Origin of the sequence: Pseudochrobactrum sp. Wa41.01b-1 (assembly GCF_019464455.1) — a bacterium.
GTDB lineage: Bacteria > Pseudomonadota > Alphaproteobacteria > Rhizobiales > Rhizobiaceae > Pseudochrobactrum > Pseudochrobactrum saccharolyticum.
This window is the reverse complement of sequence record NZ_CP080493.1, coordinates 92,012-113,749: the sequence shown is the minus strand read 5'-3', so window position 1 is coordinate 113,749 and position 21,738 is coordinate 92,012. Positions and strand designations below refer to the sequence as shown.

Below are 21,738 nucleotides of genomic sequence, written 5' to 3'. Positions count from 1 at the left end.
TTTAAATCCTTCAGCTAACGTGACAGATTAATTTGACTTCGCTTTCTCATCGCCCGGAAGCACATAATCTGTTGCTTCCCACGGGGACAAGAAATCAAAATTACGGAATTCCTGACGCAGCTCAACCGGCTCGTAAACAACGCGTTTGACCTGATCATCATAACGGACTTCGACAAAACCGGTCAGCGGGAAATCCTTACGCAGCGGATGACCTTCAAAACCGTAATCTGTCAGCAGACGGCGCAAATCCGGATGACCGGAGAACAGAATGCCGTACATGTCGTAAGCTTCACGCTCGTACCACAATGCACCCGGATAAACGCCGGTGATTGACGGCACAGGTGTATCTTCATCGGTGATTACGCGAATGCGGATACGCAGGTTATGACGTGGCGACATCAGCTGATAGACCACATCAAAACGATTGACGCGGCCCGGATAGTCCACACCGCTCAGATCGGTGAAATTCACGAACTGGCACTGCACATCATCGCGCAGGAATGTCAGCACAGAAATAATCTGGCTGCCCGGCACAGTGATGCTCAGCTCACCGTAACGCAGTGATGTTTCATCGATTTTGCCTTCGAGGCGTTCGGACAGATAGGCCGAGAGTTCATTGAGAGCTTCTTGAATCATCATATCCCCCAATCAACGCTCAATCGTACCGGTGCGGCGAATCTTCTTCTGCAGCATCAGAATGCCGTAGAGCAGTGCTTCAGCGGTCGGAGGACAGCCCGGCACATAGATATCAACCGGAACAACACGGTCACAACCACGCACAACAGAATAGGAGTAATGGTAGTAACCACCGCCATTCGCACAGGAGCCCATGGAGATCACATAACGCGGCTCCGGCATCTGGTCGTAAACCTTGCGCAGCGCAGGAGCCATTTTATTGGTCAGCGTACCAGCAACGATCATCACGTCGGACTGACGCGGAGACGCACGCGGCGCAATACCGAAACGCTCGGCATCATAGCGCGGCATGGAAATATGCATCATCTCCACAGCACAGCAGGCCAGACCAAAAGTCATCCACATCAGCGAGCCGGTGCGCGCCCATGTAATCAATGCATCAGCAGAGGTAACAATGAAGCCCTTATCGGACAGTTCATTATTCAGCTCACCGAAAAATGCATCGTCCTGACCGATCAGCTTACCGGTATTCGGATCAATAATACCCTTAGGGCGGGGAGCTATCAGCGTCCCGCCACCCATATTGGCATTAGAAGACATAGTGTTTTGGCCAGAGGTCAATCCCATTCGAGGGCTCCCTTCTTCCATTCATAAATGAAGCCGATGGTGAGCACACCAAGGAAGACCATCATGGACCAGAAACCAAACATGCCAATTTCACCGAAGGACACAGCCCACGGGAACAGGAATGCAACTTCAAGGTCGAAGATGATGAAAAGAATGGATACCAGATAGAAACGCACGTCGAATTTCATGCGCGCATCGTCAAATGCGTTAAATCCGCACTCATAGGCGGACAGTTTTTCTGGATCCGGCTGTCTGTACGCGACCAGGAACGGCGCTACCAGCAACGCAATTCCGATCACCATTGCCACGCCAATAAAAATGACGATCGGCAGATAGGAACTTAAAAGCTCGTTCATTACCCTATTTCCGGCTTCAAGATGTAAAGTTGTGCACTACATAAGCCATTTGACGGCTACAGCCATGTGACACATTGCACCTTACAATCAATCTCGCCCAAACAGCTTCAAATGGCGTGCCGTGCGAATACAGTGCTTTGTGTGGGGACGGTTATCGTAGTCAACCCGATTGCGCAAGCCTTTAAAGCACATGACTGCCCTGCGCTCACACGGATATGATTAATAAAAGCCATCCTGTTAACAACTCCGTGCCGCCCGCGTTTTGCGCAGACACCAGCAGTCGTCACATCGCTATATTACACAAATTTCCGTAAAAAATCATTCGGCTCAGATTTGCAGGCTAAAAAGAATCTGTTTCACGCCGCAAGGCGAGTCGCCCCTCACCTCATGCGGCACATCATGCAAAATGCGTAATCAGCCTGCAGGTGAATCAATGTATTTTAAAACCTGATATTTTTTGATTTATTTTTATGGGAAATGCCAATGCACACACCACTTGGCGCCATTACAGGATTAATCCCTCTGACCGCCGCACTCCTATCCGCAACCACCGGGATATTTACCTATATTCTGATGGACGGCAGCGGATCACCGACACTTATCAAAATCGTCGCCGTCAGCTTCCTGCTCATCAGCCAGATCGCATTCGCCACCATACCACGGAAACTGACGAAACCACTTCAGCAATCCTGCGGCCAAAATTGAAAAACAGGCAGCAATCCCCGCCCCTGCGGATATACATTATAATAGATAGATCATAGAAAAGGATAATTGGCGGGATGCGCCACTTTCTCTGAACTGTACTTTTAAGAAGAGAAAGTGGCGCGAGTGACGGGGCTCGAACCCGCGACCTCCGGCGTGACAGGCCGGCACTCTAACCAACTGAGCTACACCCGCGCAGTACTTCATCTGCTGAAGTGATTTGGTATGTACCCTGATTCATTTTTAAAATCAAAGGGTTTTCTTACAAATTTTACAAATAAATGAAGAAAATTTGCATTTAAAAACAAATGCTTAAATCGGGACATCAAAGGGAAATATAAAGCAGGCGGGGTGCGCCACTTTCTCATAAACTGTATTTTGTAAGAAGAGAAAGTGGCGCGAGTGACGGGGCTCGAACCCGCGACCTCCGGCGTGACAGGCCGGCACTCTAACCAACTGAGCTACACCCGCGCAGTATTTTCAGAGATTATCTGAAAGCCTTAAGCTATTCGCTTCAGGCACCGTGACGTTTCCGTTCGGTATGGGCGCTGTCTAATGTGTTCACTATGAACTGTCAAGCGAGCTTTTGAAAGTTTTTCACCGAAAAGAGGATAAATATGCGCAAAGCCCGAACAGAGCACTTTATATATATAGGCAGTCCACAAATGACCGATTTTATGCACAGCACGGGATAAAAAGAGGAACCCTCTCACTCCCTATAAGCATCTGAATTCAAAGAATCATCCGAAACGCATGACGGGATGACATCAGGAATGTGAAGAAACAAAAATTAATTCAAATTTCTGTTTTATTTTTGATTTTTGCTCTTGCGCTTAGCCAAAGAATTCCTTAAACGAGCCTCACAGCCGCTTCAAAGCGAGCGGGCGATTAGCTCAGTTGGTAGAGCGCTTCGTTTACACCGAAGATGTCGGGAGTTCGAGTCTCTCATCGCCCACCATTCATTTCTGAGAAATCAGATCAGTGAATGACAATTATAGATATGTTGTGCTCATATTTATAATTGAAGACTTAAGTCAGCACATACCGCTTTTAGCGAGCGGGCGATTAGCTCAGTTGGTAGAGCGCTTCGTTTACACCGAAGATGTCGGGAGTTCGAGTCTCTCATCGCCCACCATTTCCTCCCCTCTTCTGCAAATCAACATTTTGTACCTTACGCTGATTTTCGGCGAAAATTGTTTCATGCAGAATCGCAGTCTCATGGCTGACTAGAGCGGTTTACGTCCAGATTGAATCACAGTGCTCGCTCTAGATTCTTTATTTGGTCGCATTATCACTGGCGTCAAGTTGATCCAACTTGACTGTGAAATGCTCTATCCTCACATCTTCCTATCTGCACTTCTTCTCCGCCTCATTTAAGAATCGCCTGCCCGCTCCGGCCGCTTTTGTAAAGAAAAGAATCTGCCCGGAAACAGCAAAGTTTCCGCCCCAAAACCGCTCATATCTTATATGCTGCAGTTAAGAATCAAGCTGAGCGGTGGCAGCACGCCTGCCGACCCTGCTGATGCCCTTTTGGCACATCTCCACATATTAATTCAGCCCTGTGTATAGCGGGTAAAATTATCAGAGAGACACCATAGGTATTGACGAAAAATTCATAACATATACCATATATAGTGTCTTGAGCGGTTCTTCGATTCTGCAAACCGCAGCTTCGCAACCACGCTCAAAACGGCTTTATCAGGCACAATGAAACCGGCGATACGCAATGCGATCCGGGATAGTTGCGTCGAAATTTTTGCCGGTTCTCAGGAGGTAACTCCTTTCCGGCGGAGAATCGGAACTTGTTGTTATCAACAGGCTCCGGGAATGTTGAAGACGGAAGAAATGTGATCCGTTGCGCCGGTGTTGTTTTCAGTATCGCAGGCACACAGATCACAGTTCAGCAAGGCAACAGGAATCAGGTTATGCGCAAGGTCAGAGCTGCTTTTCAGGGATCGGAAAACAAACAGATGTCTGCATCTGTCGTTCAGAAACCTGTTTCAGCAGATTTGTCAGCGGTCAGAGCGAATCTTCGCCCGATGGCTTTATACGACCATCTCTGATGACGCATCCGGCTCCTCTGTGAGCTGTTCCTTCCAACCTCTCCCGCCGTCCGTTCCGTTCTTATCAGTTTAAGCAAGTTCAGCATGCGTTTTGCGGAATAGCCGCAGTTTGTGCAGCAGATTTAAAGGTGCGCTCTGCACCTGAAAGGCCTCCGCCCTCTCGTTTCAAAAGCGGCGGAACCACAATGCTCGGATTTATCACCGCCGGTGCGTCTCTGGATGAACCATACCGGTGAGGAATACAGGGAAGCGTAAACAAGAAGTTCTTTGAGGGCACAACGCTCCGGAGAACGAAGAATCCCGCACCGCAAGGTGCAAAAAGAGAAGAGCACCGTCAGGTGCAGATACAAGAAGGCACCGCAAGGTGCAGACCAATGAGGCCCTGCCAAGGGAAACTGTAGCCCCCGCTACAATGTCCGCTGACTATTCTCTCCGGAATAATCAACAGGCATATAACGCATATCAGTCTCTGAAAAATATCAGGGCGATCAAGAAACGAGGAATCCGATGTCCATTACTGTTTACAGCAAGCCAGCCTGCGTTCAGTGCACCGCCACCTATCGCGCTCTGGAACGTCAGGGAATCGATTTCAACATCATTGATATTTCTGCAGATGCAGAAGGCTACGACACAGTTAAGCGTCTCGGTTATATGCAGGTTCCGGTTGTTGTTGCCGGTGACACACATTGGGCAGGCTTCCGCCCTGACATGATCAGCGCGCTGGCTTAATTATAATGGCCTGAGCGTTCCGGTTTGACTGTCATATCCGGACAATCCGCCTGACTGTTCAATCTGGCCGGTAATTCTCTGCCCGTCTTTCACATTGCAAGACGGGCAGAAGCCGGAACCAGAAACGGCATTTCAGGCAAATCACAAAAGCTATGCCCTCTTCCTGTATAATGCACAGCATTGGCTGCAAAGCCGGACTGGTGCCACTATATATAGAGGGTCTTTGTTTGACTTCAGTGTCTCACTGGAGATTTAACATGAGGAAGTGGCTATGAGCATGCTCGTCTATTTTTCAAGCGGCACGCAAAATACGCATCGCTTTGTCACAAAAACCGGACTGCCTGCTCTGCGTATTCCGTGCAGCATGAAGGCCGATCTTTTACAGGTGACACAACCTTTTGTGCTGGTTGTCGCAACCTATGCCGGCGGGGACGGACGCGGTGCTGTTCCCAAGCCTGTGATCCGTTTTCTGAATGACAGTGCCAACCGTTCCTTTATTCGCGGTGTGATTGCCGGTGGCAACCGTAATTTCGGTGCAACCTATTGTCTTGCCGGCAATGTCATATCTGAGAAATGTCAGGTGCCGTTTCTGTATCGCTATGAGCTGGCCGGAACGGATGATGACGTTATCAATGTGCGGAACGGTCTGCGGAAATTCTGGCAGGCAGACCTCGCTGCCTGACTTCTGAGCCCATACAGGGTTCAACAACGAAATTAAATTGCTGTCCGCCTTCTCAAACGAAAAGCCGGATCAGTATTGTGAACAGATGTGAAAGCGAAGCCGGTCTTTGTTTTGCACATACCGACAAATAAATTGGCCGAAAAATGAATTGGAAAAACTGTGGCGACTCTTGAGCTTGAACGGACAGAAAAGAACAACACCAACAGTTCAAACAACGGGAGTTCTAAAAAGGACACTCCGGCAATGGACTATCATGCGCTGAATGCCATGCTGAACCTGTTCGGTCCGAATGGTGAGATCCAGTTTGATATGGATCGCAAGGCCGTTCGCCAGTATTTTCTCCAGCATGTGAACCAGAACACGGTTTTCTTCCACAATCTGGAAGAGAAGCTCGATTATCTGGTGACCCAGAATTATTATGAAAAAGAAGTTCTGGATCTGTATTCTTTTGAATTCGTCCAGAATCTCTTCAATCTCGCTTATAAAAAGAAGTTCCGCTTTCCGACCTTCCTCGGCGCGTTCAAATATTACACCAGCTATACGCTGAAGACTTTTGACGGTCTGCGCTATCTGGAACGTTATGAAGACCGCGTTTGCATGGTTGCATTGGCACTTGCCGACGGTGACGAGGCTCTGGCGATCTCGATCATGGAAGAAGTGCTGTCCGGCCGTTTCCAGCCTGCGACACCGACCTTCCTCAATGCCGGTAAAAAACAGCGCGGCGAGCTGGTTTCCTGCTTCCTGCTGCGCATGGAAGACAATATGGAATCGATCGGCCGTTCGATCAATTCCGCGCTGCAGCTTTCCAAGCGCGGTGGTGGTGTGGCCTTCTCGCTCACCAATATCCGTGAGCATGGCGCGCCGATCAAAATGATCGAGAATCAGTCTTCCGGTATTATTCCGATCATGAAGCTGCTCGAAGATGCATTCTCCTATGCGAACCAGCTCGGTGCACGTCAGGGTGCCGGTGCGGTTTATCTGAATGCCCACCATCCGGACATTATGCGCTTCCTCGACACCAAGCGCGAAAATGCCGATGAAAAAATCCGCATTAAAACCCTGTCGCTCGGCGTGGTGATCCCGGATATCACCTTTGAACTGGCGAAGAATGACGAGGATATGTATCTGTTCTCGCCATATGATGTGGAACGCGTTTACGGTGTACCTTTCACGGAAATTTCCGTGAGCGACAAATATCGCGAAATGGTTGATGACGGCCGTATCCGCAAGCAGAAGATCAAGGCACGCGCCTTCTTCCAGACACTGGCGGAAATTCAGTTCGAATCCGGCTATCCATATATCATGTTCGAAGACACCGTGAATGCAGCCAATCCGATTGCCGGCCGCATCACCATGAGCAATCTCTGCTCGGAAATTCTTCAGGTCAGCGAAGCCAGCACCTATAAAGACGATCTGAATTACGAACATATCGGCAAGGATATTTCCTGTAACCTCGGCTCGCTCAATATTGCGATGACCATGGACTCACCGGATTTCGGCAAGACTGTTGAAACGTCGATCCGTGCGCTGACCGCTGTGTCGGATATGAGCAAGATCAATTCCGTGCCATCGATTGCCCGCGGCAATGATGAATCACACGCGATCGGTCTGGGTCAGATGAACCTGCACGGCTATCTGGCGCGTGAACGCATTTTCTACGGTTCTGAAGAAGGTGTGGATTTCACCAATATCTATTTCTACACCGTGACCTATCACGCGATTAAAGCGTCCAACCGCATTGCGATGGATCGCAAGTCGAGCTTTGTCGGCTTTGAAGATTCAAAATATGCCGACGGCACATTCTTCGACAAATATACTGACAAGGTCTGGGAACCGGAAACTGCCCGCGTTCGTGAACTGTTTGAAACAGCAGGTGTTACGATCCCGACACAGGCAGACTGGGAAGAGCTGCGCAAATCGGTGATGGCGCATGGTATGTATAACCGCAACCTTCAGGCTGTTCCGCCGACAGGTTCGATTTCTTACATCAACAACTCGACCTCTTCGATTCATCCGATTGCGTCCAAGATTGAAATCCGCAAGGAAGGCAAGATCGGCCGCGTTTATTACCCTGCCCCGTTCATGAGCAATGATAATCTCGATTATTATCAGGATGCCTATGAGATCGGCGCGGAAAAAATCATCGATACCTATGCAGCGGCAACGCAGCATGTGGATCAGGGCCTGTCGCTCACGCTGTTCTTCCGCGATACCGCAACAACACGCGATATCAACAAGGCGCAGATCTATGCATGGCGTAAGGGAATCAAGACAATCTACTATATCCGCCTGCGCCAGATGGCTCTGGAAGGCACACAGGTAGAAGGCTGCGTTTCCTGCACCCTGTAAACCCTATCCTTTTATATCAAACCGTCTGCCGCAGTGCAGACGGTTCATCCGAACAGATCAGAGCACGTTATGAACGCCCAACCTAAACTCGTCTGCGCCACAAAGGCTGTTAACTGGAACCGTATCGAGGATGATAAAGATCTCGAAGTATGGAACCGTCTGACCGGTAATTTCTGGCTGCCGGAAAAAGTCCCGCTGTCCAATGATATTCCGTCCTGGGGTACGCTGACGCCGGCAGAAAAAACACTGACTATCCGTGTTTTCACCGGCCTGACCCTGCTGGACACTATCCAGAACACTATCGGCTCAATCAGCCTGATGCCGGATGCTGTGACCCCGCATGAAGAAGCTGTATTGTCGAATATCAGCTTCATGGAAGCGGTTCATGCCCGCTCCTATTCCTCGATCTTCTCCACCCTGTGTTCGACACCGGATGTGGATGATGCCTATCGCTGGAGTGAGGAAAACCCGCATTTGCAGCGCAAAGCGGCTCTGATCATCAATGAGTATAAATCTGATGATCCGATGAAGCGCAAAATTGCCAGCGTATATCTGGAAAGTTTCCTGTTCTATTCCGGCTTCTATCTGCCAATGTACTGGTCGAGCCGCGCCAAGCTGACCAATACTGCCGATCTTATCCGCCTGATTATCCGTGACGAAGCCGTGCACGGCTATTATATCGGCTATAAATATCAGGTGGCTTTGGAAAAAGAGAGTGAAGCCCGCAAGGAAGAGCTGAAAGATTTCGCCTTCTCGATGCTGCTCGATCTCTATGAAGTTGAAACCAAATATACAGAAGCGCTTTATGACGGCACCGGTCTGACCGAAGATGTCAAAAAATTCCTGCACTATAATGCGAATAAAGCGCTGATGAATCTCGGCTATGAGCCATTGTTCCCGAGCACTGTGACCAATGTTAATCCGGCGATCCTGTCATCGCTTTCACCGAATGCTGATGAGAATCACGACTTCTTCTCCGGCTCCGGCTCCAGTTATGTGATCGGTAAAGCTGTTGCTACAGAAGATGATGACTGGGATTTTTAATTCTTCTGTCAGGAAATAAACGGTTTTTCATTGATATTCCGTCTGCTTTCCGATGATCCGAATATTTATGCCCCTGAGACCAAACAACGTCTCAGGGGCATTTCTTTTTGAAATCATCATTTAAGATATTGAAAATACAGTCACATTTTATTTTTTGAATATATAAAAAACTCCTCAACAGACACAATAAAAGTAATTCATTAAGCAAGTTCAATGCTTAAACTTCATTTACTATGTAATTTAAGTCTTGAAAAACACTCTTCGGGCTATAAGTCGTAACAGGTCAGCAAGACCATAACGAAAAGAACTATCTGGAGTTAAGGCAATGAAAGCAATTTTTAAGCGCTTCCGCAAAAATGAAGACGGTGCAACTGCAATCGAATACGGCCTGATTGCCGCTCTGATCGCTGTTGTTATTATTGGTGCTGTAACCTTCCTCGGCACTCGTATCCAGGCAACATTCAATACCGTTGGTACTGCTCTTCAAACTGCAACTACCCCTCCTGCTGGCAACTAACAATAAGTGGCTAGCTTATTAAGCTTAAAGTTTCGAATCCGTCCGGCAACAGCCGGGCGGATTTCTCTAGTGGCCTATTCGATTAACCGTCGTATCAGGTGAAAACTATGCAAAAACAAAAATTCTGGAAGTCACAAAACGGCGCATCTGCAGTTGAGTATAGTCTTATTGCTTGTTTTATAGCCTTGGCGATTGTTGGTTCACTTTATTTTTTGGGCTCTGAACTATATACATTATTTGATACTGCTGCAAAAATTCTACCTGCAACACCACAACCTTAACGAATAGCGTATTTAATCAAATCCGCTCCCCATGCCGCGCTTTGTCACGCTGCATTTTCTCATCATCTGCCTTTATAGTTGCATAGCAAATTCTCTTTTAATGCCAATGCGATGAAAGCCTGATGAGTCATTTCCCTAGCGCCCCTGCAAAACCTGATTATCTTCATTTCGATTCTGCTACCCGCCATGTACGCATTGATCCCCATCAGCCGGATTTTGTACAGAATCCCTATGCGGCTTACGCATGGCTGCATCACAATGCACGGGTGTTTTTCTGGGAAGATTACGGTTTCTGGTGCTTTGCCGGTTATGACGATATCAACAAGCTGTTCCGCGACCGCCGTTTTGGCCGTGAAGAACCGGGCGGTTATCGCGCCAATGCAATCAATCGCGAGCATCTCAAAGATTTTGACGGCGTTGAACGCCACTCCATGCTGGAGATTGAACCGCCGGTACATACCCGCCTGCGCACCCTCGTCAATCGCGCTTTCGTCTCCCGTCATGTCGAGCGCCTGCGCCCGCGTATTGAAAAACTCGCCAATGAGCTGATTGACGGTTTTGAGCATCAGGGACATGTCGACCTGATGCCGGCCTTCGCCACCCCTATTCCGGTTGTTGTGATTGCCGAAATGCTGGGTGTGCCGACCGACAATGCCCCGCAGCTTCTCGACTGGTCGCATCGCATGGTCAATATGTATATGCACAATGCCACCCGTGAGGTGGAAGACAGCGCCAATCAGGCGGCCAAAGAATTCTCCGACTATTTGCGCGACTATGCTGCCCAGCGCCGCAAAAATCCGGGTGATGATCTGTTAAGCCTGTTACTCGCCGCAGAAGAAAACGGTGCCAAGCTCTCGGAAGACGAGCTGATTACCACCTGTATTCTGTTGCTCAATGCCGGACACGAGGCAACGGTCAATCAGACAGGCAATGCAGTTAAGAGCATTCTGCAAAGCGGACTGGATCATCGCGTTCTGTTTGCAACGCCGGAATCAACTGCTGCCACTGTTGAGGAAAGCCTGCGCTTTGATGCACCACTGCACATGTTCACCCGCTATGCCTATAATGAGACTGAAATTGCAGAAGGCGTAACACTCAAAGCCGGTGAGCAGCTTGGTCTGTTGCTTGGCTCAGGTAACCGCGATTATCAGGCATTTGACCAGCCGGATCGTTTCTGGCCGGAGCGTCCGGATCAGAAAAACGTCTCCTTCGGTGCGGGTATTCATTTCTGTATCGGCGCACCGCTGGCACGTCTGGAAATGCAGGTTTCTCTGGCAGCATTGTTCAAACGCCTGCCGAATATCCGCTTTGCCGAGCCACCGCTTTATGGCGACACCTATCATTTCCACGGCATGCAAAGCCTGAAACTGGAATGGTAAAAACAAAAACGCCGCGTCCCATAAGACGCGGCGTTTTCTATTTCACACAATATAAGTTTAAAGCTTTATCACATAGGTTTTACGAGTCGTTTCAATCACTTCCCACGTGCCTTTAAAGCCCGGTCTGATGATGAAACTATCACCTGCCCGCAAAGTGACCGGCTCTTTGCCCTCTTCGGTCACCACAGACACACCGCTGATCAGCTGGAAGAACTCCCACTCATCATACGCGACATGCCACTTACCAACAGTGCATTCCCATATACCGGCATATAGCCCGTCCGAGGTCTCTTCCGCATTCCATGTTTTAAACTGCGGATCGCCGGAAATGATGCGCCCTTCTGCGGGCGCACCAATTTCCGGTTCAGACTCTGTATTGACTGGCAGCAAAAGCGCCATCATCAGGCGATCTTTGCCAGAGCCTGTTCGAGATCAGCGATAATATCGTCGGCATCTTCAATACCAATCGACAAACGCACCACTTCTGGCCCTGCACCGGCAGCAACTTTTTGTTCGTCAGTCAGCTGGCGATGGGTGGTTGATGCCGGATGAATAACCAGCGAGCGCGTATCGCCGATATTGGCCAGCAGAGAGAACAGTTCCAGCGAGTTCGCAAAAGTCTTACCGGCTTCATAACCTCCCTTCAGACCGAAGGTGAAAACCGCGCCGCCGCCTTTAGGCGAATATTTCTGCTGCAAAGCATGATATTTGTCGGTTGGCAGACCGGCATAACGCACCCATGAAACTTTCTCGTGCTTTTCCAGCCATTTCGCTACTTTCAGCGCATTGTCGCAATGGCGCTGCATACGCAGCGGCAGAGTTTCAATACCGGCCAGAATCTGGAACGAGTTGAACGGAGAAATCGCCGGACCAAAATCACGCAAACCGAGTGTGCGTGCTGCAATGGCAAAAGCAATATTGCCGAATGTTTTGTGTAATTCCGCACCGGCATATTCAGGACGCGGCTCGCTCAGCATCGGATAATTGCCGGATTTCGACCAGTCGAATGTACCGCCATCGACGAGAATACCGCCCATGGAATTGCCATGACCGCCAATGAATTTGGTCAGCGAGTGCACAACAATGTCTGCGCCATGTTCGATCGGACGGATCAGATATGGCGATGCCATTGTATTATCAACGATCAGCGGCAGACCGTGCTTATGCGCGATTTCCGCGATAGCAGCGATATCAACAACGATACCACCCGGATTGGCCAGACTTTCAACAAAGATCGCACGGGTTTTATCATCGATCTGTTTCTCAAAGCTGGAAACATCGTCCACATCACCCCAGCGCACTTCCCAGCCGAAAGACTTAAAGGCATTACCGAACTGGTTGATCGAACCGCCATAAAGCTTGTTTGCAGCGATGAAATTATCGCCGGTGCGCAGCAGATTATGGAAAACCAGCAGCTGGGCAGCATGACCGGATGCAGTAGCCACAGCGGCTGTACCGCCTTCAAGCGCTGCAACGCGTTCTTCCAGAACCGCTGTGGTCGGGTTGGTCAGACGGGTATAGATATTGCCGAATGCCTGCAGGCCGAACAATGCGGCAGCATGATCCACATCATCAAAAACATAAGATGCAGTCTGATAAATCGGCGTGGTGCGGGCACCGGTTGTCGGATCCGGTTTTGCGCCTGCATGAATAGCAAGTGTATCAAAACCCGGGTTGCGCTTAGACATTCTCTACTCCCCAAAATAAACAATTTGGGTCAGGTTAGAATTTTACTCTCGCACAAGCAAAGAAAAAGATTCCGCTTATCACTATAATACACGCAAACTATTATCTTTTTCGGCAGCCACAACTATAAATTACCCGCAAATTTACATTGCGGCGAAAACACAAATTTTGCGCCGCAATGTCACATAAAGCTAATATCAGGCGCCGATCAGACGCTGATGCTGCTGTTTGGTGCACATATTTGTCACCACCTTTATTCCGGCAGCGCGGGCTTTGGCTTCAGCCTCTTCATGGGTGATTTCAAGCTGCAACCACAAAACATCCGGCTGTGTTTTCAGTGCCAGAATTTCATCGACACTTGCAGGCACAGCATTGGAAGCGCGAAAGACATCGACAATATCAATCTTCTCCGGAATATCGGAGAGCGAGGCATAAACTGTCTGCCCCAATATCTGCTTCCCCGCCTGCCCCGGATTGACCGGAATAACTTTATAACCATGCTCCAGCAGATATTTCATCACACCAAAGCTTGGACGATCCTCATTCGGAGAAGCGCCGACCAGCGCGATCACATGCTTGGTTTGCAGGATAGATCTGACTTCCGTTTCATTCATGGCATTCTCCGTTTTCATGCTGCTATGCATCACATTCTGCAAAAGATATAATCTAGGCATAAAATGCGGGCAATTGAAGTGATGCTGCAGGCCGGACGGAAATATAGAGTAAAAATCGCCTGATTTTATAGGGTAATATAATACCGCAATTTTAACGCATTGATTTTAAAAGATAATTACAAACACACGCAGATTCAGCACACTTGACGCCCACCCACAGGCGCTGTATTGGACAGCCAGAAAGCGTACATCTGTCAAAGATGAGCGGTTTTCATTTGTTACGCGCAGATTTCTGCCGCAACACAAGCAACAAAAAAAGCCTTGCTCCAGTCTCTGTTGCAAGGATTATTTCCAAGGATAACTTCAATGGCAACTTTTTCCCAGAAGCCAGCAGAAGTGGTGAAGAAGTGGATCCTGATCGACGCTGAAGGCGTTGTTCTCGGTCGTCTCGCTTCTCAGGTCGCCAACATTCTGCGCGGTAAGAACAAACCAACCTTTACCCCACACGTTGACGACGGTGACAATGTCATCATCATCAATGCTGACAAGGTTGTTCTGACCGGCAAGAAGTACACCGACAAGGTTTACTACTGGCACACTGGCCACCCAGGCGGTATTAAAGAACGTACAGCTCGTCAGATCCTCGAAGGCCGTTTCCCGGAACGCGTCGTTGAGAAGGCGATTGAACGTATGGTTCCGCGCGGTCCGCTCGGCCGTCGTCAGATGAAAAACCTGCGCGTTTATGCAGGCGCTGACCACCAGCACGAAGCACAGCAGCCAGAAGTCCTCGACATCGGCGCTTTGAACAGCAAAAATAAGAGGAACGCATAATGGCTGAGCAGCTCAACTCGCTCGAAGAACTTGGCACAGTTGCAGCAGCTGCTGCTCCTGAAGCTCCTGTTCACGTTAAAAAAGTCGACGCTCTCGGACGTTCTTATGCGACCGGTAAGCGTAAAGATGCGATTGCACGCGTTTGGGTAAAGCCAGGCACAGGCAAGATCATCGTGAACGGCAAAGAGTTCAACGCATATTTTGCTCGTCCGGTTCTGCAGATGGTTCTGCAACAGCCAATCGTTGCAACAAACCGCACTGGTCAGTTTGACATTATTGCGACTGTTGCCGGCGGTGGTCTGTCCGGTCAGGCTGGTGCGGTTCGTCACGGCATTTCAAAAGCCCTGACCTACTACGAACCAGCTCTGCGCGCAGTGCTGAAAAAAGGCGGCTTCCTGACACGCGACAGCCGTGTTGTAGAACGTAAGAAATACGGTAAGGCGAAAGCCCGTCGTAGCTTCCAGTTCTCCAAGCGCTAATATCTTTAGCACTTCCAATATTAAGAAAGCGGATCTTCGGATCCGCTTTTTTTATTTCATGCGACAGCATAGCCGCTGTCTCCTGCGTCTTGTGTCTCTTATGTTTGACATCACCAAGCCTCAGGATTCTGTTTCATGCATAATCGCTCTCCGTTCGCTACCCTTCCTCAGCCGCCTTATTACATCGTTGCGTTTTCATCGCAGCGCACGACAGATGATGACACGGGCTATGGCGAAATGGCCGATCAGATGGTTGAACTGGCGGAAAAGCAGGACGGGTTTCTCGGCATTGAAAGCGTGCGGAATGCAAGAGGCTTCGGCATTACCAACTCCTACTGGCGCGATGAGGAAAGCATTCGCAACTGGAAACGCAATGTCGACCATCTGGTAGCGCAGAAACAGGGACGCGCAGCATGGTATGAAGCCTATGCTTTACGGATTGCCCGCGTTGAACGCGCCTATGGCTTCAATGCGGACGGGGCACAAGCCCGATGACAGCCAATCGTTTTACGCTCCGGCGTCTGGACTTGCAGGATATGGCGCAGGCTTCCCGCATCCATCGGGCATCCTTCGATAACACTTTGCCATGGCTGAAAGGCCTGCATACACCGCAAGAAGATCAATGGTTTTACGAGAACTGCGTCTTTCCGCAATGTGAAGTCTGGGCAGTATTTTCCCCTGATATGGCTGGTATTATTGCCTTTAAAACAGGCTGGATTGAGCAGCTCTATATTCTGCCGGATTTTCAGGGGCACGGTATTGGCAGCGCTTTACTCAAACAGGCACAAACGACATTTCCGCATCTGCAATTATGGACATTTCAGCGAAATATTCAGGCACAGCAATTCTATGAGAAACACGGTTTTATCGTGATTGGTAAAACCGACGGCAGCGGCAATGAAGAAAAAGAACCGGATATGCTCTATGAATGGCGCAGAGCCGGTTTGATATAAGACACATCATTCTTCTCCCGCCATGCGACATAGGCAGAATTGCCGATTATCATCTCGCCAAGATCAACAATCACGACCTTCTTGCGCCTGATAATTCTCAGCAATTTAAATATCGGGCGCCGCTTTATCAGCCCGCCAAAAGACGCTACAGCTTGTATCGTCAGTTTTGTTTCAGCTTACGGTGTTACTTCATGGCGCATAAATCCATCGACAATGCTTTTACGGCTCAGACCATCAAGGGAGCTGCAACCGACCCTACTCATGCCGGTGCCCTCTCCTTTATGCGGCGCCTCTATAGTAAAGATGTGAGCAATGCCGATGCGGTGGTCTGGGGCATTCCGTTTGATGCAGCTGTTTCCAACAGGCCGGGTGCCCGCTTTGGCCCGCAGGCAATCCGCTGTGCCGCAGCGATCTTTGATAATGATCCGCAATATCCGTTTCAGCGCGATCTGTTTGAAAATCTGGCGGTGATTGATTACGGCGACTGCCTGCTCGATTACGGCAATCACCAGCTGACACCGGCAACCATTGAACAGGAAGCCGCTAAACTGATCGCCAATGATGCTTTTCTGGTGTCGCTTGGCGGCGATCATTTTGTGACATGGCCGATCCTCAAAGCCCACGCCGCGAAATATGGCCCGCTGGCCTTAGTGCAGTTTGATGCCCATCAGGACACCTGGTTTGATGATGGCAAGCGTATCGATCACGGCTCATTTGTTGCTCGTGCGGTACGCGACGGCATTATTGACCCAACCGCATCCATCCAGATCGGTATCCGCACCCATGCACCGGAAGATTGCGGCATTCAGATTCTCTATGGCCACGATATTGAAGATATGAGCGCCAAAGACATTGTGCAGGTGATTGAAGCCCGTACACAGGGGCGCAAAACCTATGTCACTTTCGACATTGATTGTCTTGATCCGGCCTATGCGCCCGGCACCGGCACACCGGTTGCAGGCGGCCCGTCCTCGGCAAAAATGCTCTCGGTGCTGCGCCAGCTCGGTAAAATTGATATTGTCGGCGCTGATATTGTAGAGGTTGCACCGGCCTATGACCATGCCGATATAACAGCCATTGCAGGCGCGACAATTGCCATGCATTATCTGGGTCTGCTTGCGGAAAAGAAAGCCGCACGTTAAAGCGGTTCCGGTGAATATTGAATCACTGGCACTGCTCCGACTGTTTGATTTTACGCATTGTCCTCAGGCAAAACCGGTTCCTGCTTTTGCCCGCAATGCTTTAGTCTCACGAAATGAATCAACTGTTTGACAGAATGATTCAGCAATAACTCCTAACACTCTGAATTCTCTACCATTAAGGCAAAATTCAAATGAAACCGAAAATCTTTATTGACGGCGAACATGGCACAACGGGTCTGCAGATCCGCACCCGCCTTGCCGGTCGCACTGATCTGGAAGTCCTTTCTATTCCGGAAGAAGAACGACGCAATAAAGATTTACGCGCTGATCTGCTGCGCTCGGCTGATATTGCTATTCTCTGCCTGCCGGATGATGCCTCGCGTGAAGCAGTAATCCTGCTTGAAGGCCATTCCACGCGTATTATCGACACGTCAACCGCGCACCGCACCCATTCAAACTGGGTTTATGGTTTTGCAGAGCTCGAAGCCTTGCAGGCGCAGCGTATTCGCGAAGCCCGTCTGGTTGCCAATCCGGGCTGTTATCCAACCGGTGCAATCTCGCTCATTCGTCCGCTGCGTGATGCAGGACTGATGAACAGCGATTATCCTGTCACTGTCAATGCGGTATCCGGCTATACCGGCGGCGGCAAGCAAATGATTGCCCAGATGGAAGATGTGAACCATCCGGAACATATGAAGGAAAACAACTTCCTCTATGGCCTGACACTCAAGCACAAGCATCTGCCGGAAATGCAAATGTATGGCAAACTCGACCATGCGCCGATTTTTGCACCAAGTGTCGGCCGTTTTGCGCAGGGTATGATTGTACAGGTTCCGGTCCATCTCGATCTGCTCAAAGGCAAACCGACAATGGAAGACGTGCATAATGAGCTGAAGGCACATTATTCCGGTCAGAAAATCGTTCGTGTTGTCCCGCTTGAAGAAAGCAGCGCCATGGCGCGTGTTGATGCCGAAATGCTGGCAGATACAGATGGTATGAATCTTTATGTCTTCGGTTCTGAAGGCGGCAAGCAGATCAATCTGGTCGCCGTGCTGGATAATCTCGGCAAAGGTGCATCGGGTGCAGCTGTGCAGAATATGAACCTGATGCTGGGGCTGCGTTAACCGGAGCATTCATTACTATGGAACAGCAAGCAGTGATAAAGCCGGTATTTCCGGCACATTGGCAGATTGCCTCTGCAACACTGCTCGCTGACACCAATTCCAGCCATATCTGGAAAGCAATAATCACCGGAGAAGAACAGTCTCCGGTGATTGTTAAAGTTCTCAAGCCTGCCGGTCATGAGGAACTGCGCGGCGCTTATTATCTGCGCGAGCGTGACGGACATGGTGCGATCAGGCTGCTCGGCCTCACGCATGATCCGGTGATGATGTTGCTGGAATATGCCGGTGATTATGACCTCAAAGCCCATCTTGAAGCCGGCCATGATGCAGAGGCTATCCGCATTGCCGGTGAAGTGATCCGTGCTTTACACAGTCCCTCCGGTCGGGTGCTGCCGTCTGAATTACAGCCGCTGCTCAAACATTTCAAAAGCCTGTTTGATCTGGCGGGAAAGAAAGCGGATATTTACACGGAAGCAGCCGATCTCGCGGCATCCCTGCTCAGACAGCCTCATGAAATCATCGCCCTGCATGGCGATCTTCATCATGAGAATATCATTCGCAGTGCACGGGGCTGGCTGGCAATTGATCCGCACGGATTGTGCGGTGATGCTGCCTTTGATTGCGCCAATCTGTTCTACAATCCGCTCGACTGTGATGATTTGTGCCTCAATATGCAGCGCGCTGCAGAAATGGCGCAATATTTCGCAGAGATTATCAACAAGCCTGCTTCCTATATTCTTGATTATGCCTTTTGCTATGGCTGTCTTTCAGCCGCATGGCACCATGAAGACGGCAATACTGCAGATGAGGAGCGCGAGCTGAAAATCGCTGCCGCGTTGCGCAGATTAAGGTTGCAGCTTTACCCATAAAAAAGCCCCGCATTTGCGGGGCTTTTTTGTTACGCTGCACGCATTTCATAAGCACCTTTACAGGCGCGCCAATGGGCGACAGCAAAACTCAGAACCACCAGTGCGAATCCCTGATGGGCAAGACCCCATTCAATCGGCACCATTGTCAGCAAGGCGATAATTCCGATCGCCGCCTGCATCAGGATCAGGCCGAGCAGCACAACAGAGCGTCGCGCGTGAGTTGTACCGGCAGCATGGCGATGCGCCTGCACAGCGTGCAGCAGAGCCAGCACCAGCACCGTATAGGCAAACATCCGGTGAATGAATTGCACAGTCTTCGGATTTTCAAACAGGTTGCGCCAGTAAGGCTGGTTGATGAACAGGTCTGAAGGGATAATTGCGCCATCCATCAGCGGCCATGTATTATAGGTCAGACCGGCATGTAGCCCCGCAACCAGCCCGCCAAGATAAATCTGCACCAGAATTGCCAGAACCAGCCAGCCTGCAAAGCGTTGCAAACCGCGCGGCGCTGGTTTTTCCGTATATTCAGCAAGCCCGCGCGCAACATAAAACACGGCAGTAATAATTACACAGGCCATAGTGAGATGCACAGCTAAGCGATACTGGCTCACCGATGTCAGCACGCTCAAGCCCGATGCCACCATCCACCAGCCGATAGCACCCTGCAGGCCACCCAGCGCCAGAATGCCGAGCATCCGCGCTTTCAAGCCGTCCTGCAAGCGTCCTGTTACCCAGAAGAAAATCAGCGGGATAGCCACCAGAAAACCGACAAAACGCGCCAGCATACGATGCGCCCATTCCCACCAGAAAATGAACTGGAACTCTTCCAGCGCCATACCCTTGTTGATCTGCTGATATTGCGGGATCTGGCGATATTTATCGAATTCTTCCAGCCATTCCGCATGGTTCAGCGGCGGGATAACGCCATGGATAGGCTTCCATTCGGTGATAGACAGACCGGAGCCGGTCATACGGGTTGCACCGCCCACCATGACAATTGCGATCAGTACAACGAACACCGCATAAAGCCACCACCGTACCATTTTACGGTTCTTGTCGTGGTTGGCACTGACCGGCTGTTGTGTTGCCGGTAATGCGGCATAATCTGTTATCATCAATCCTGCTCCGACTGAGTTTTACCCCCGCAGATACATGCCGCATGCGCACTGCGAATACAAGACAACAACACGCGACACGCAGACGCTGTTTTTATTACCCCTTTCATAAATGCAGTGACGAAGCGGAGACGAAAATCATTTCAGATTCAGTGCTGTCTGGTGTAAGAGAGTGGTGACGGAGAGAGAAATATGCCTGTAAGACTGAAAAAACTGATCGGAACCGTGCTGCTTGTTCTGCTGATTGCAGTTTATGCGCTGCTTGCAACCATGATCGCGGTTGCCCATCTTGGCCAGTCTTCGGTCTGGGTGCAGCTTGCTTATTTCTTCTTCACCGGCTTTTTGTGGATACTTCCGGCCATGTATCTGTTGTGGTGGATGGTTCAGCCGCCTAAAGCCCGCTGATTATGATCCGCACGGTCTGTTATTCCGAGATTCATGAGGCTCTGCCACTCTGGAGCAATGACAAGACGGTGCATGGTATAGCCCAGTCTGCACTCTGGACACGGCTCTGGCAGCAGAATGTGAATCCTGACTGTCTTGTGCTGGCGCTGTTTATTGATGACAGCCCTGCTTTGTTATTGCCGCTTGAGGTTATCAAACAAAACCACAAGCATGTTGCGCGCTTTGCCGGCGGCTCCCATGCCAATTGCAATTTTCCGGTTCTGTTTCCGGCCTTTGCGCAACACATCAGCAAAGAGCATATCACTGCACTGATTGCCTGCCTGAAAGAAGCGCGGCCGGATATTACGCTGCTATCCCTCACCCGTCAGATGCAGAGCTGGCTCGGATATAATAATCCGCTGCTCAGCCTCTCTCATCAGCGCAATCCGAATCCGGCGCTGATTGCCACTCTGCCAGACAGTTTTGACACTGTGCTTGAGCGCAGCAATGCCTCACGCAAACGCAAAAAGCACCGCCAGCATGCCCGCCGTTATGATGAAACAGGTGCATGGCGGATTTATACCGCAGAAGGTGATGCGGAAAACAGCGCTGCATTCAATGATTTTTATGCGATGAAAAGCCAGCGCTTTGCCAAACAGGGCATTGCCAACAGCTTTACCGGCGATGATCTGAACCGTTTTTTCCAGAAACTCTTCGCTGCACCGGAAAATGACACGCACAGACAATATCGCCTGCATGTTCTTGAAGTCGCCGGAAAACCGCGTGCGGTCATTGGCTGTGCTTATTGGCAAAGCCCTGACAGTCAGACACCACTGCAACGCGGACTGACTGTGGAATTTGGTGCTTTTGCCGATGATGATCTTGTCACCGCCAGCCCCGGAGATTTTCTGTTTTACGAAGCAATTGCCGCTGCCATTGATGACAAGCTGGATTATTTCAGTTTCGGTATCGGCGAGGAGAAATACAAACGCGACTGGTGCGATATTGAGCAGCCGCTTTATGACAGCCATATCGCGCTGACATTCAAAGGCCGGTTGAGCGCAACATTCAATCAGCTGCGCTCAGGTCTTGTCTATCGTATTAAAACCAACAAACATCTCTGGCCGCTGGTGAAACAGCTACGCAGCAAGCTGCGTAGAAGCGCTTAATCCGTTT

24 protein-coding genes and 4 tRNA genes are annotated in these 21,738 nt (G+C 50.0%); 19 read left to right on the top strand and 9 right to left on the bottom strand.

The features are described 5' to 3' along the window. Positions 1-27: 27 nt before the first annotated feature. Genes K1X45_RS00605 through K1X45_RS00595 form a run of 3 tightly spaced genes read right to left on the bottom strand, consistent with a single transcriptional unit; the run spans position 28 to position 1,619 of the window. A complete protein-coding gene (locus tag K1X45_RS00605) occupies positions 28-636 on the bottom strand; it encodes an NADH-quinone oxidoreductase subunit C (RefSeq protein ID WP_028233835.1) in 609 nt (202 codons plus the stop codon). Positions 637-648: 12 nt separating this feature from the next. Beyond that, positions 649-1,218 (bottom strand): NADH-quinone oxidoreductase subunit B family protein, encoded by a 570-nt coding sequence (locus K1X45_RS00600; protein WP_033316155.1) that lies wholly within the window; start codon positions 1,216-1,218, stop codon positions 649-651. Positions 1,219-1,253: 35 nt separating this feature from the next. Next, positions 1,254-1,619, bottom strand: a complete 366-nt coding sequence (locus K1X45_RS00595; RefSeq protein ID WP_022711745.1) for an NADH-quinone oxidoreductase subunit A — start codon at positions 1,617-1,619, stop codon at positions 1,254-1,256. Positions 1,620-2,102: 483 nt separating this feature from the next. On the opposite strand from K1X45_RS00595, the gene K1X45_RS00590 reads away from it, so the two are divergent. Continuing rightward, entirely contained in the window at positions 2,103-2,324 is a 222-nt protein-coding gene (locus K1X45_RS00590; protein ID WP_220159491.1) for a hypothetical protein, read from the top strand. 115 nt (positions 2,325-2,439) lie between these two features. Here K1X45_RS00590 and K1X45_RS00585 read toward each other — a convergent pair. Together K1X45_RS00585 and K1X45_RS00580 are read right to left on the bottom strand one after the other, a co-directional pair. After that, positions 2,440-2,516: transfer RNA gene (locus K1X45_RS00585), tRNA-Asp, on the bottom strand. A gap of 199 nt (positions 2,517-2,715) precedes the next feature. Next, positions 2,716-2,792 (bottom strand) — tRNA-Asp (locus K1X45_RS00580). 411 nt (positions 2,793-3,203) lie between these two features. Here K1X45_RS00580 and K1X45_RS00575 point away from each other — a divergent pair. From K1X45_RS00575 to K1X45_RS00535, 9 genes are all read left to right on the top strand, one after another. After that, positions 3,204-3,279 (top strand) — tRNA-Val (locus K1X45_RS00575). A gap of 101 nt (positions 3,280-3,380) precedes the next feature. Further along, positions 3,381-3,456 (top strand) — tRNA-Val (locus K1X45_RS00570). A gap of 1,435 nt (positions 3,457-4,891) precedes the next feature. After that, entirely contained in the window at positions 4,892-5,113 is a 222-nt protein-coding gene (gene nrdH / locus K1X45_RS00565) for a glutaredoxin-like protein NrdH (protein ID WP_022710815.1), read from the top strand. Positions 5,114-5,384: 271 nt separating this feature from the next. Continuing rightward, positions 5,385-5,795, top strand: coding sequence for a class Ib ribonucleoside-diphosphate reductase assembly flavoprotein NrdI (gene nrdI / locus K1X45_RS00560; protein WP_022710813.1), 411 nt, complete (start codon positions 5,385-5,387; stop codon positions 5,793-5,795). Between the two features lie 243 nt (positions 5,796-6,038). Next, positions 6,039-8,144: a class 1b ribonucleoside-diphosphate reductase subunit alpha gene (gene nrdE / locus K1X45_RS00555; RefSeq protein WP_116088138.1), complete on the top strand. Its 2,106-nt coding sequence runs from the start codon at positions 6,039-6,041 to the stop codon at positions 8,142-8,144. 69 nt (positions 8,145-8,213) lie between these two features. After that, on the top strand, positions 8,214-9,188 hold the full coding sequence (nrdF, locus tag K1X45_RS00550) for a class 1b ribonucleoside-diphosphate reductase subunit beta (RefSeq protein WP_022710811.1): 975 nt from the start codon (positions 8,214-8,216) through the stop codon (positions 9,186-9,188). Between the two features lie 325 nt (positions 9,189-9,513). Continuing rightward, complete coding sequence (locus K1X45_RS00545) at positions 9,514-9,705, top strand: Flp family type IVb pilin (protein ID WP_116088139.1); 192 nt, start codon at positions 9,514-9,516, stop codon at positions 9,703-9,705. Positions 9,706-9,812: 107 nt separating this feature from the next. Further along, a complete protein-coding gene (locus tag K1X45_RS00540) occupies positions 9,813-9,986 on the top strand; it encodes a Flp family type IVb pilin (protein WP_116088140.1) in 174 nt (57 codons plus the stop codon). 122 nt (positions 9,987-10,108) lie between these two features. Further along, positions 10,109-11,365, top strand: coding sequence for a cytochrome P450 (locus K1X45_RS00535; RefSeq protein ID WP_220159490.1), 1,257 nt, complete (start codon positions 10,109-10,111; stop codon positions 11,363-11,365). Positions 11,366-11,422: 57 nt separating this feature from the next. On the opposite strand, the gene K1X45_RS00530 is transcribed toward K1X45_RS00535, so the two are convergent. The 3 genes from K1X45_RS00530 to K1X45_RS00520 all read right to left on the bottom strand — a co-directional run bounded on the left by K1X45_RS00530 (position 11,423) and on the right by K1X45_RS00520 (position 13,665). Further along, complete coding sequence (locus tag K1X45_RS00530; RefSeq protein WP_370627050.1) at positions 11,423-11,767, bottom strand: cupin domain-containing protein; 345 nt, start codon at positions 11,765-11,767, stop codon at positions 11,423-11,425. Beyond that, positions 11,767-13,053, bottom strand: a complete 1,287-nt coding sequence (locus K1X45_RS00525; RefSeq protein WP_220159489.1) for an O-acetylhomoserine aminocarboxypropyltransferase — start codon at positions 13,051-13,053, stop codon at positions 11,767-11,769. The genes K1X45_RS00530 and K1X45_RS00525 overlap by 1 nt, the downstream gene beginning before the upstream one ends. 195 nt (positions 13,054-13,248) lie before the next feature. Continuing rightward, a complete protein-coding gene (locus K1X45_RS00520; RefSeq protein WP_255560467.1) occupies positions 13,249-13,665 on the bottom strand; it encodes a CoA-binding protein in 417 nt (138 codons plus the stop codon). A gap of 366 nt (positions 13,666-14,031) precedes the next feature. Here K1X45_RS00520 and rplM point away from each other — a divergent pair, with 366 nt between their 5' ends. The 7 genes from rplM (at position 14,032) to K1X45_RS00485 (ending at position 19,063) form a co-directional block, all read left to right on the top strand. Beyond that, positions 14,032-14,496 (top strand): 50S ribosomal protein L13, encoded by a 465-nt coding sequence (rplM, locus tag K1X45_RS00515; RefSeq protein WP_022710805.1) that lies wholly within the window; start codon positions 14,032-14,034, stop codon positions 14,494-14,496. Beyond that, the gene (rpsI, locus tag K1X45_RS00510) at positions 14,496-14,975 is read left to right on the top strand and encodes a 30S ribosomal protein S9 (RefSeq protein ID WP_022710804.1); all 480 of its coding nucleotides are present in this window, start codon (positions 14,496-14,498) and stop codon (positions 14,973-14,975) included. Before rplM ends, rpsI begins: the two co-directional genes overlap by 1 nt. Positions 14,976-15,110: 135 nt before the next feature. Further along, positions 15,111-15,470, top strand: a complete 360-nt coding sequence (locus K1X45_RS00505; protein WP_220159487.1) for an antibiotic biosynthesis monooxygenase — start codon at positions 15,111-15,113, stop codon at positions 15,468-15,470. Continuing rightward, positions 15,467-15,928 (top strand): N-acetyltransferase, encoded by a 462-nt coding sequence (locus tag K1X45_RS00500; protein ID WP_220159486.1) that lies wholly within the window; start codon positions 15,467-15,469, stop codon positions 15,926-15,928. Before K1X45_RS00505 ends, K1X45_RS00500 begins: the two co-directional genes overlap by 4 nt. 191 nt (positions 15,929-16,119) lie before the next feature. Further along, entirely contained in the window at positions 16,120-17,070 is a 951-nt protein-coding gene (gene speB, locus K1X45_RS00495) for an agmatinase (protein WP_220159485.1), read from the top strand. A 191-nt stretch (positions 17,071-17,261) separates the two neighbouring features. Next, complete coding sequence (gene argC, locus K1X45_RS00490) at positions 17,262-18,194, top strand: N-acetyl-gamma-glutamyl-phosphate reductase (protein WP_121992749.1); 933 nt, start codon at positions 17,262-17,264, stop codon at positions 18,192-18,194. Between the two features lie 17 nt (positions 18,195-18,211). Next, positions 18,212-19,063 carry an aminoglycoside phosphotransferase family protein gene (locus K1X45_RS00485; protein WP_220159484.1) on the top strand — a complete coding sequence of 284 codons (852 nt, stop codon included), beginning with the start codon at positions 18,212-18,214 and terminating at the stop codon, positions 19,061-19,063. Positions 19,064-19,092: 29 nt separating this feature from the next. Here the strand turns inward: K1X45_RS00485 and K1X45_RS00480 are convergent, their stop codons facing one another. Beyond that, positions 19,093-20,106, bottom strand: coding sequence for a COX15/CtaA family protein (locus K1X45_RS00480; protein ID WP_370627129.1), 1,014 nt, complete (start codon positions 20,104-20,106; stop codon positions 19,093-19,095). A 264-nt stretch (positions 20,107-20,370) separates the two neighbouring features. Here K1X45_RS00480 and K1X45_RS00475 point away from each other — a divergent pair, with 264 nt between their 5' ends. Next, positions 20,371-20,583 carry a DUF2842 domain-containing protein gene (locus tag K1X45_RS00475; RefSeq protein ID WP_075655607.1) on the top strand — a complete coding sequence of 71 codons (213 nt, stop codon included), beginning with the start codon at positions 20,371-20,373 and terminating at the stop codon, positions 20,581-20,583. Positions 20,584-20,585: 2 nt separating this feature from the next. Continuing rightward, complete coding sequence (locus K1X45_RS00470; RefSeq protein ID WP_220159482.1) at positions 20,586-21,731, top strand: GNAT family N-acetyltransferase; 1,146 nt, start codon at positions 20,586-20,588, stop codon at positions 21,729-21,731. The last annotated feature ends 7 nt before the right edge of the window (positions 21,732-21,738 follow it).

Coding starts and splice junctions, on each gene's coding strand:
- K1X45_RS00605 (WP_028233835.1), bottom strand. CDS start 636: ATGATTCAAGAAGCTCTCAATGAACTCTCGGCCTATCTGTCCGAACGC.
- K1X45_RS00600 (WP_033316155.1), bottom strand. CDS start 1,218: ATGGGTGGCGGGACGCTGATAGCTCCCCGCCCTAAGGGTATTATTGAT.
- K1X45_RS00595 (WP_022711745.1), bottom strand. CDS start 1,619: ATGAACGAGCTTTTAAGTTCCTATCTGCCGATCGTCATTTTTATTGGC.
- K1X45_RS00590 (WP_220159491.1), top strand. CDS start 2,103: ATGCACACACCACTTGGCGCCATTACAGGATTAATCCCTCTGACCGCC.
- nrdH (WP_022710815.1), top strand. CDS start 4,892: ATGTCCATTACTGTTTACAGCAAGCCAGCCTGCGTTCAGTGCACCGCC.
- nrdI (WP_022710813.1), top strand. CDS start 5,385: ATGAGCATGCTCGTCTATTTTTCAAGCGGCACGCAAAATACGCATCGC.
- nrdE (WP_116088138.1), top strand. CDS start 6,039: ATGGACTATCATGCGCTGAATGCCATGCTGAACCTGTTCGGTCCGAAT.
- nrdF (WP_022710811.1), top strand. CDS start 8,214: ATGAACGCCCAACCTAAACTCGTCTGCGCCACAAAGGCTGTTAACTGG.
- K1X45_RS00545 (WP_116088139.1), top strand. CDS start 9,514: ATGAAAGCAATTTTTAAGCGCTTCCGCAAAAATGAAGACGGTGCAACT.
- K1X45_RS00540 (WP_116088140.1), top strand. CDS start 9,813: ATGCAAAAACAAAAATTCTGGAAGTCACAAAACGGCGCATCTGCAGTT.
- K1X45_RS00535 (WP_220159490.1), top strand. CDS start 10,109: ATGAGTCATTTCCCTAGCGCCCCTGCAAAACCTGATTATCTTCATTTC.
- K1X45_RS00530 (WP_370627050.1), bottom strand. CDS start 11,767: ATGATGGCGCTTTTGCTGCCAGTCAATACAGAGTCTGAACCGGAAATT.
- K1X45_RS00525 (WP_220159489.1), bottom strand. CDS start 13,053: ATGTCTAAGCGCAACCCGGGTTTTGATACACTTGCTATTCATGCAGGC.
- K1X45_RS00520 (WP_255560467.1), bottom strand. CDS start 13,665: ATGAATGAAACGGAAGTCAGATCTATCCTGCAAACCAAGCATGTGATC.
- rplM (WP_022710805.1), top strand. CDS start 14,032: ATGGCAACTTTTTCCCAGAAGCCAGCAGAAGTGGTGAAGAAGTGGATC.
- rpsI (WP_022710804.1), top strand. CDS start 14,496: ATGGCTGAGCAGCTCAACTCGCTCGAAGAACTTGGCACAGTTGCAGCA.
- K1X45_RS00505 (WP_220159487.1), top strand. CDS start 15,111: ATGCATAATCGCTCTCCGTTCGCTACCCTTCCTCAGCCGCCTTATTAC.
- K1X45_RS00500 (WP_220159486.1), top strand. CDS start 15,467: ATGACAGCCAATCGTTTTACGCTCCGGCGTCTGGACTTGCAGGATATG.
- speB (WP_220159485.1), top strand. CDS start 16,120: ATGGCGCATAAATCCATCGACAATGCTTTTACGGCTCAGACCATCAAG.
- argC (WP_121992749.1), top strand. CDS start 17,262: ATGAAACCGAAAATCTTTATTGACGGCGAACATGGCACAACGGGTCTG.
- K1X45_RS00485 (WP_220159484.1), top strand. CDS start 18,212: ATGGAACAGCAAGCAGTGATAAAGCCGGTATTTCCGGCACATTGGCAG.
- K1X45_RS00480 (WP_370627129.1), bottom strand. CDS start 20,106: ATGGTACGGTGGTGGCTTTATGCGGTGTTCGTTGTACTGATCGCAATT.
- K1X45_RS00475 (WP_075655607.1), top strand. CDS start 20,371: ATGCCTGTAAGACTGAAAAAACTGATCGGAACCGTGCTGCTTGTTCTG.
- K1X45_RS00470 (WP_220159482.1), top strand. CDS start 20,586: ATGATCCGCACGGTCTGTTATTCCGAGATTCATGAGGCTCTGCCACTC.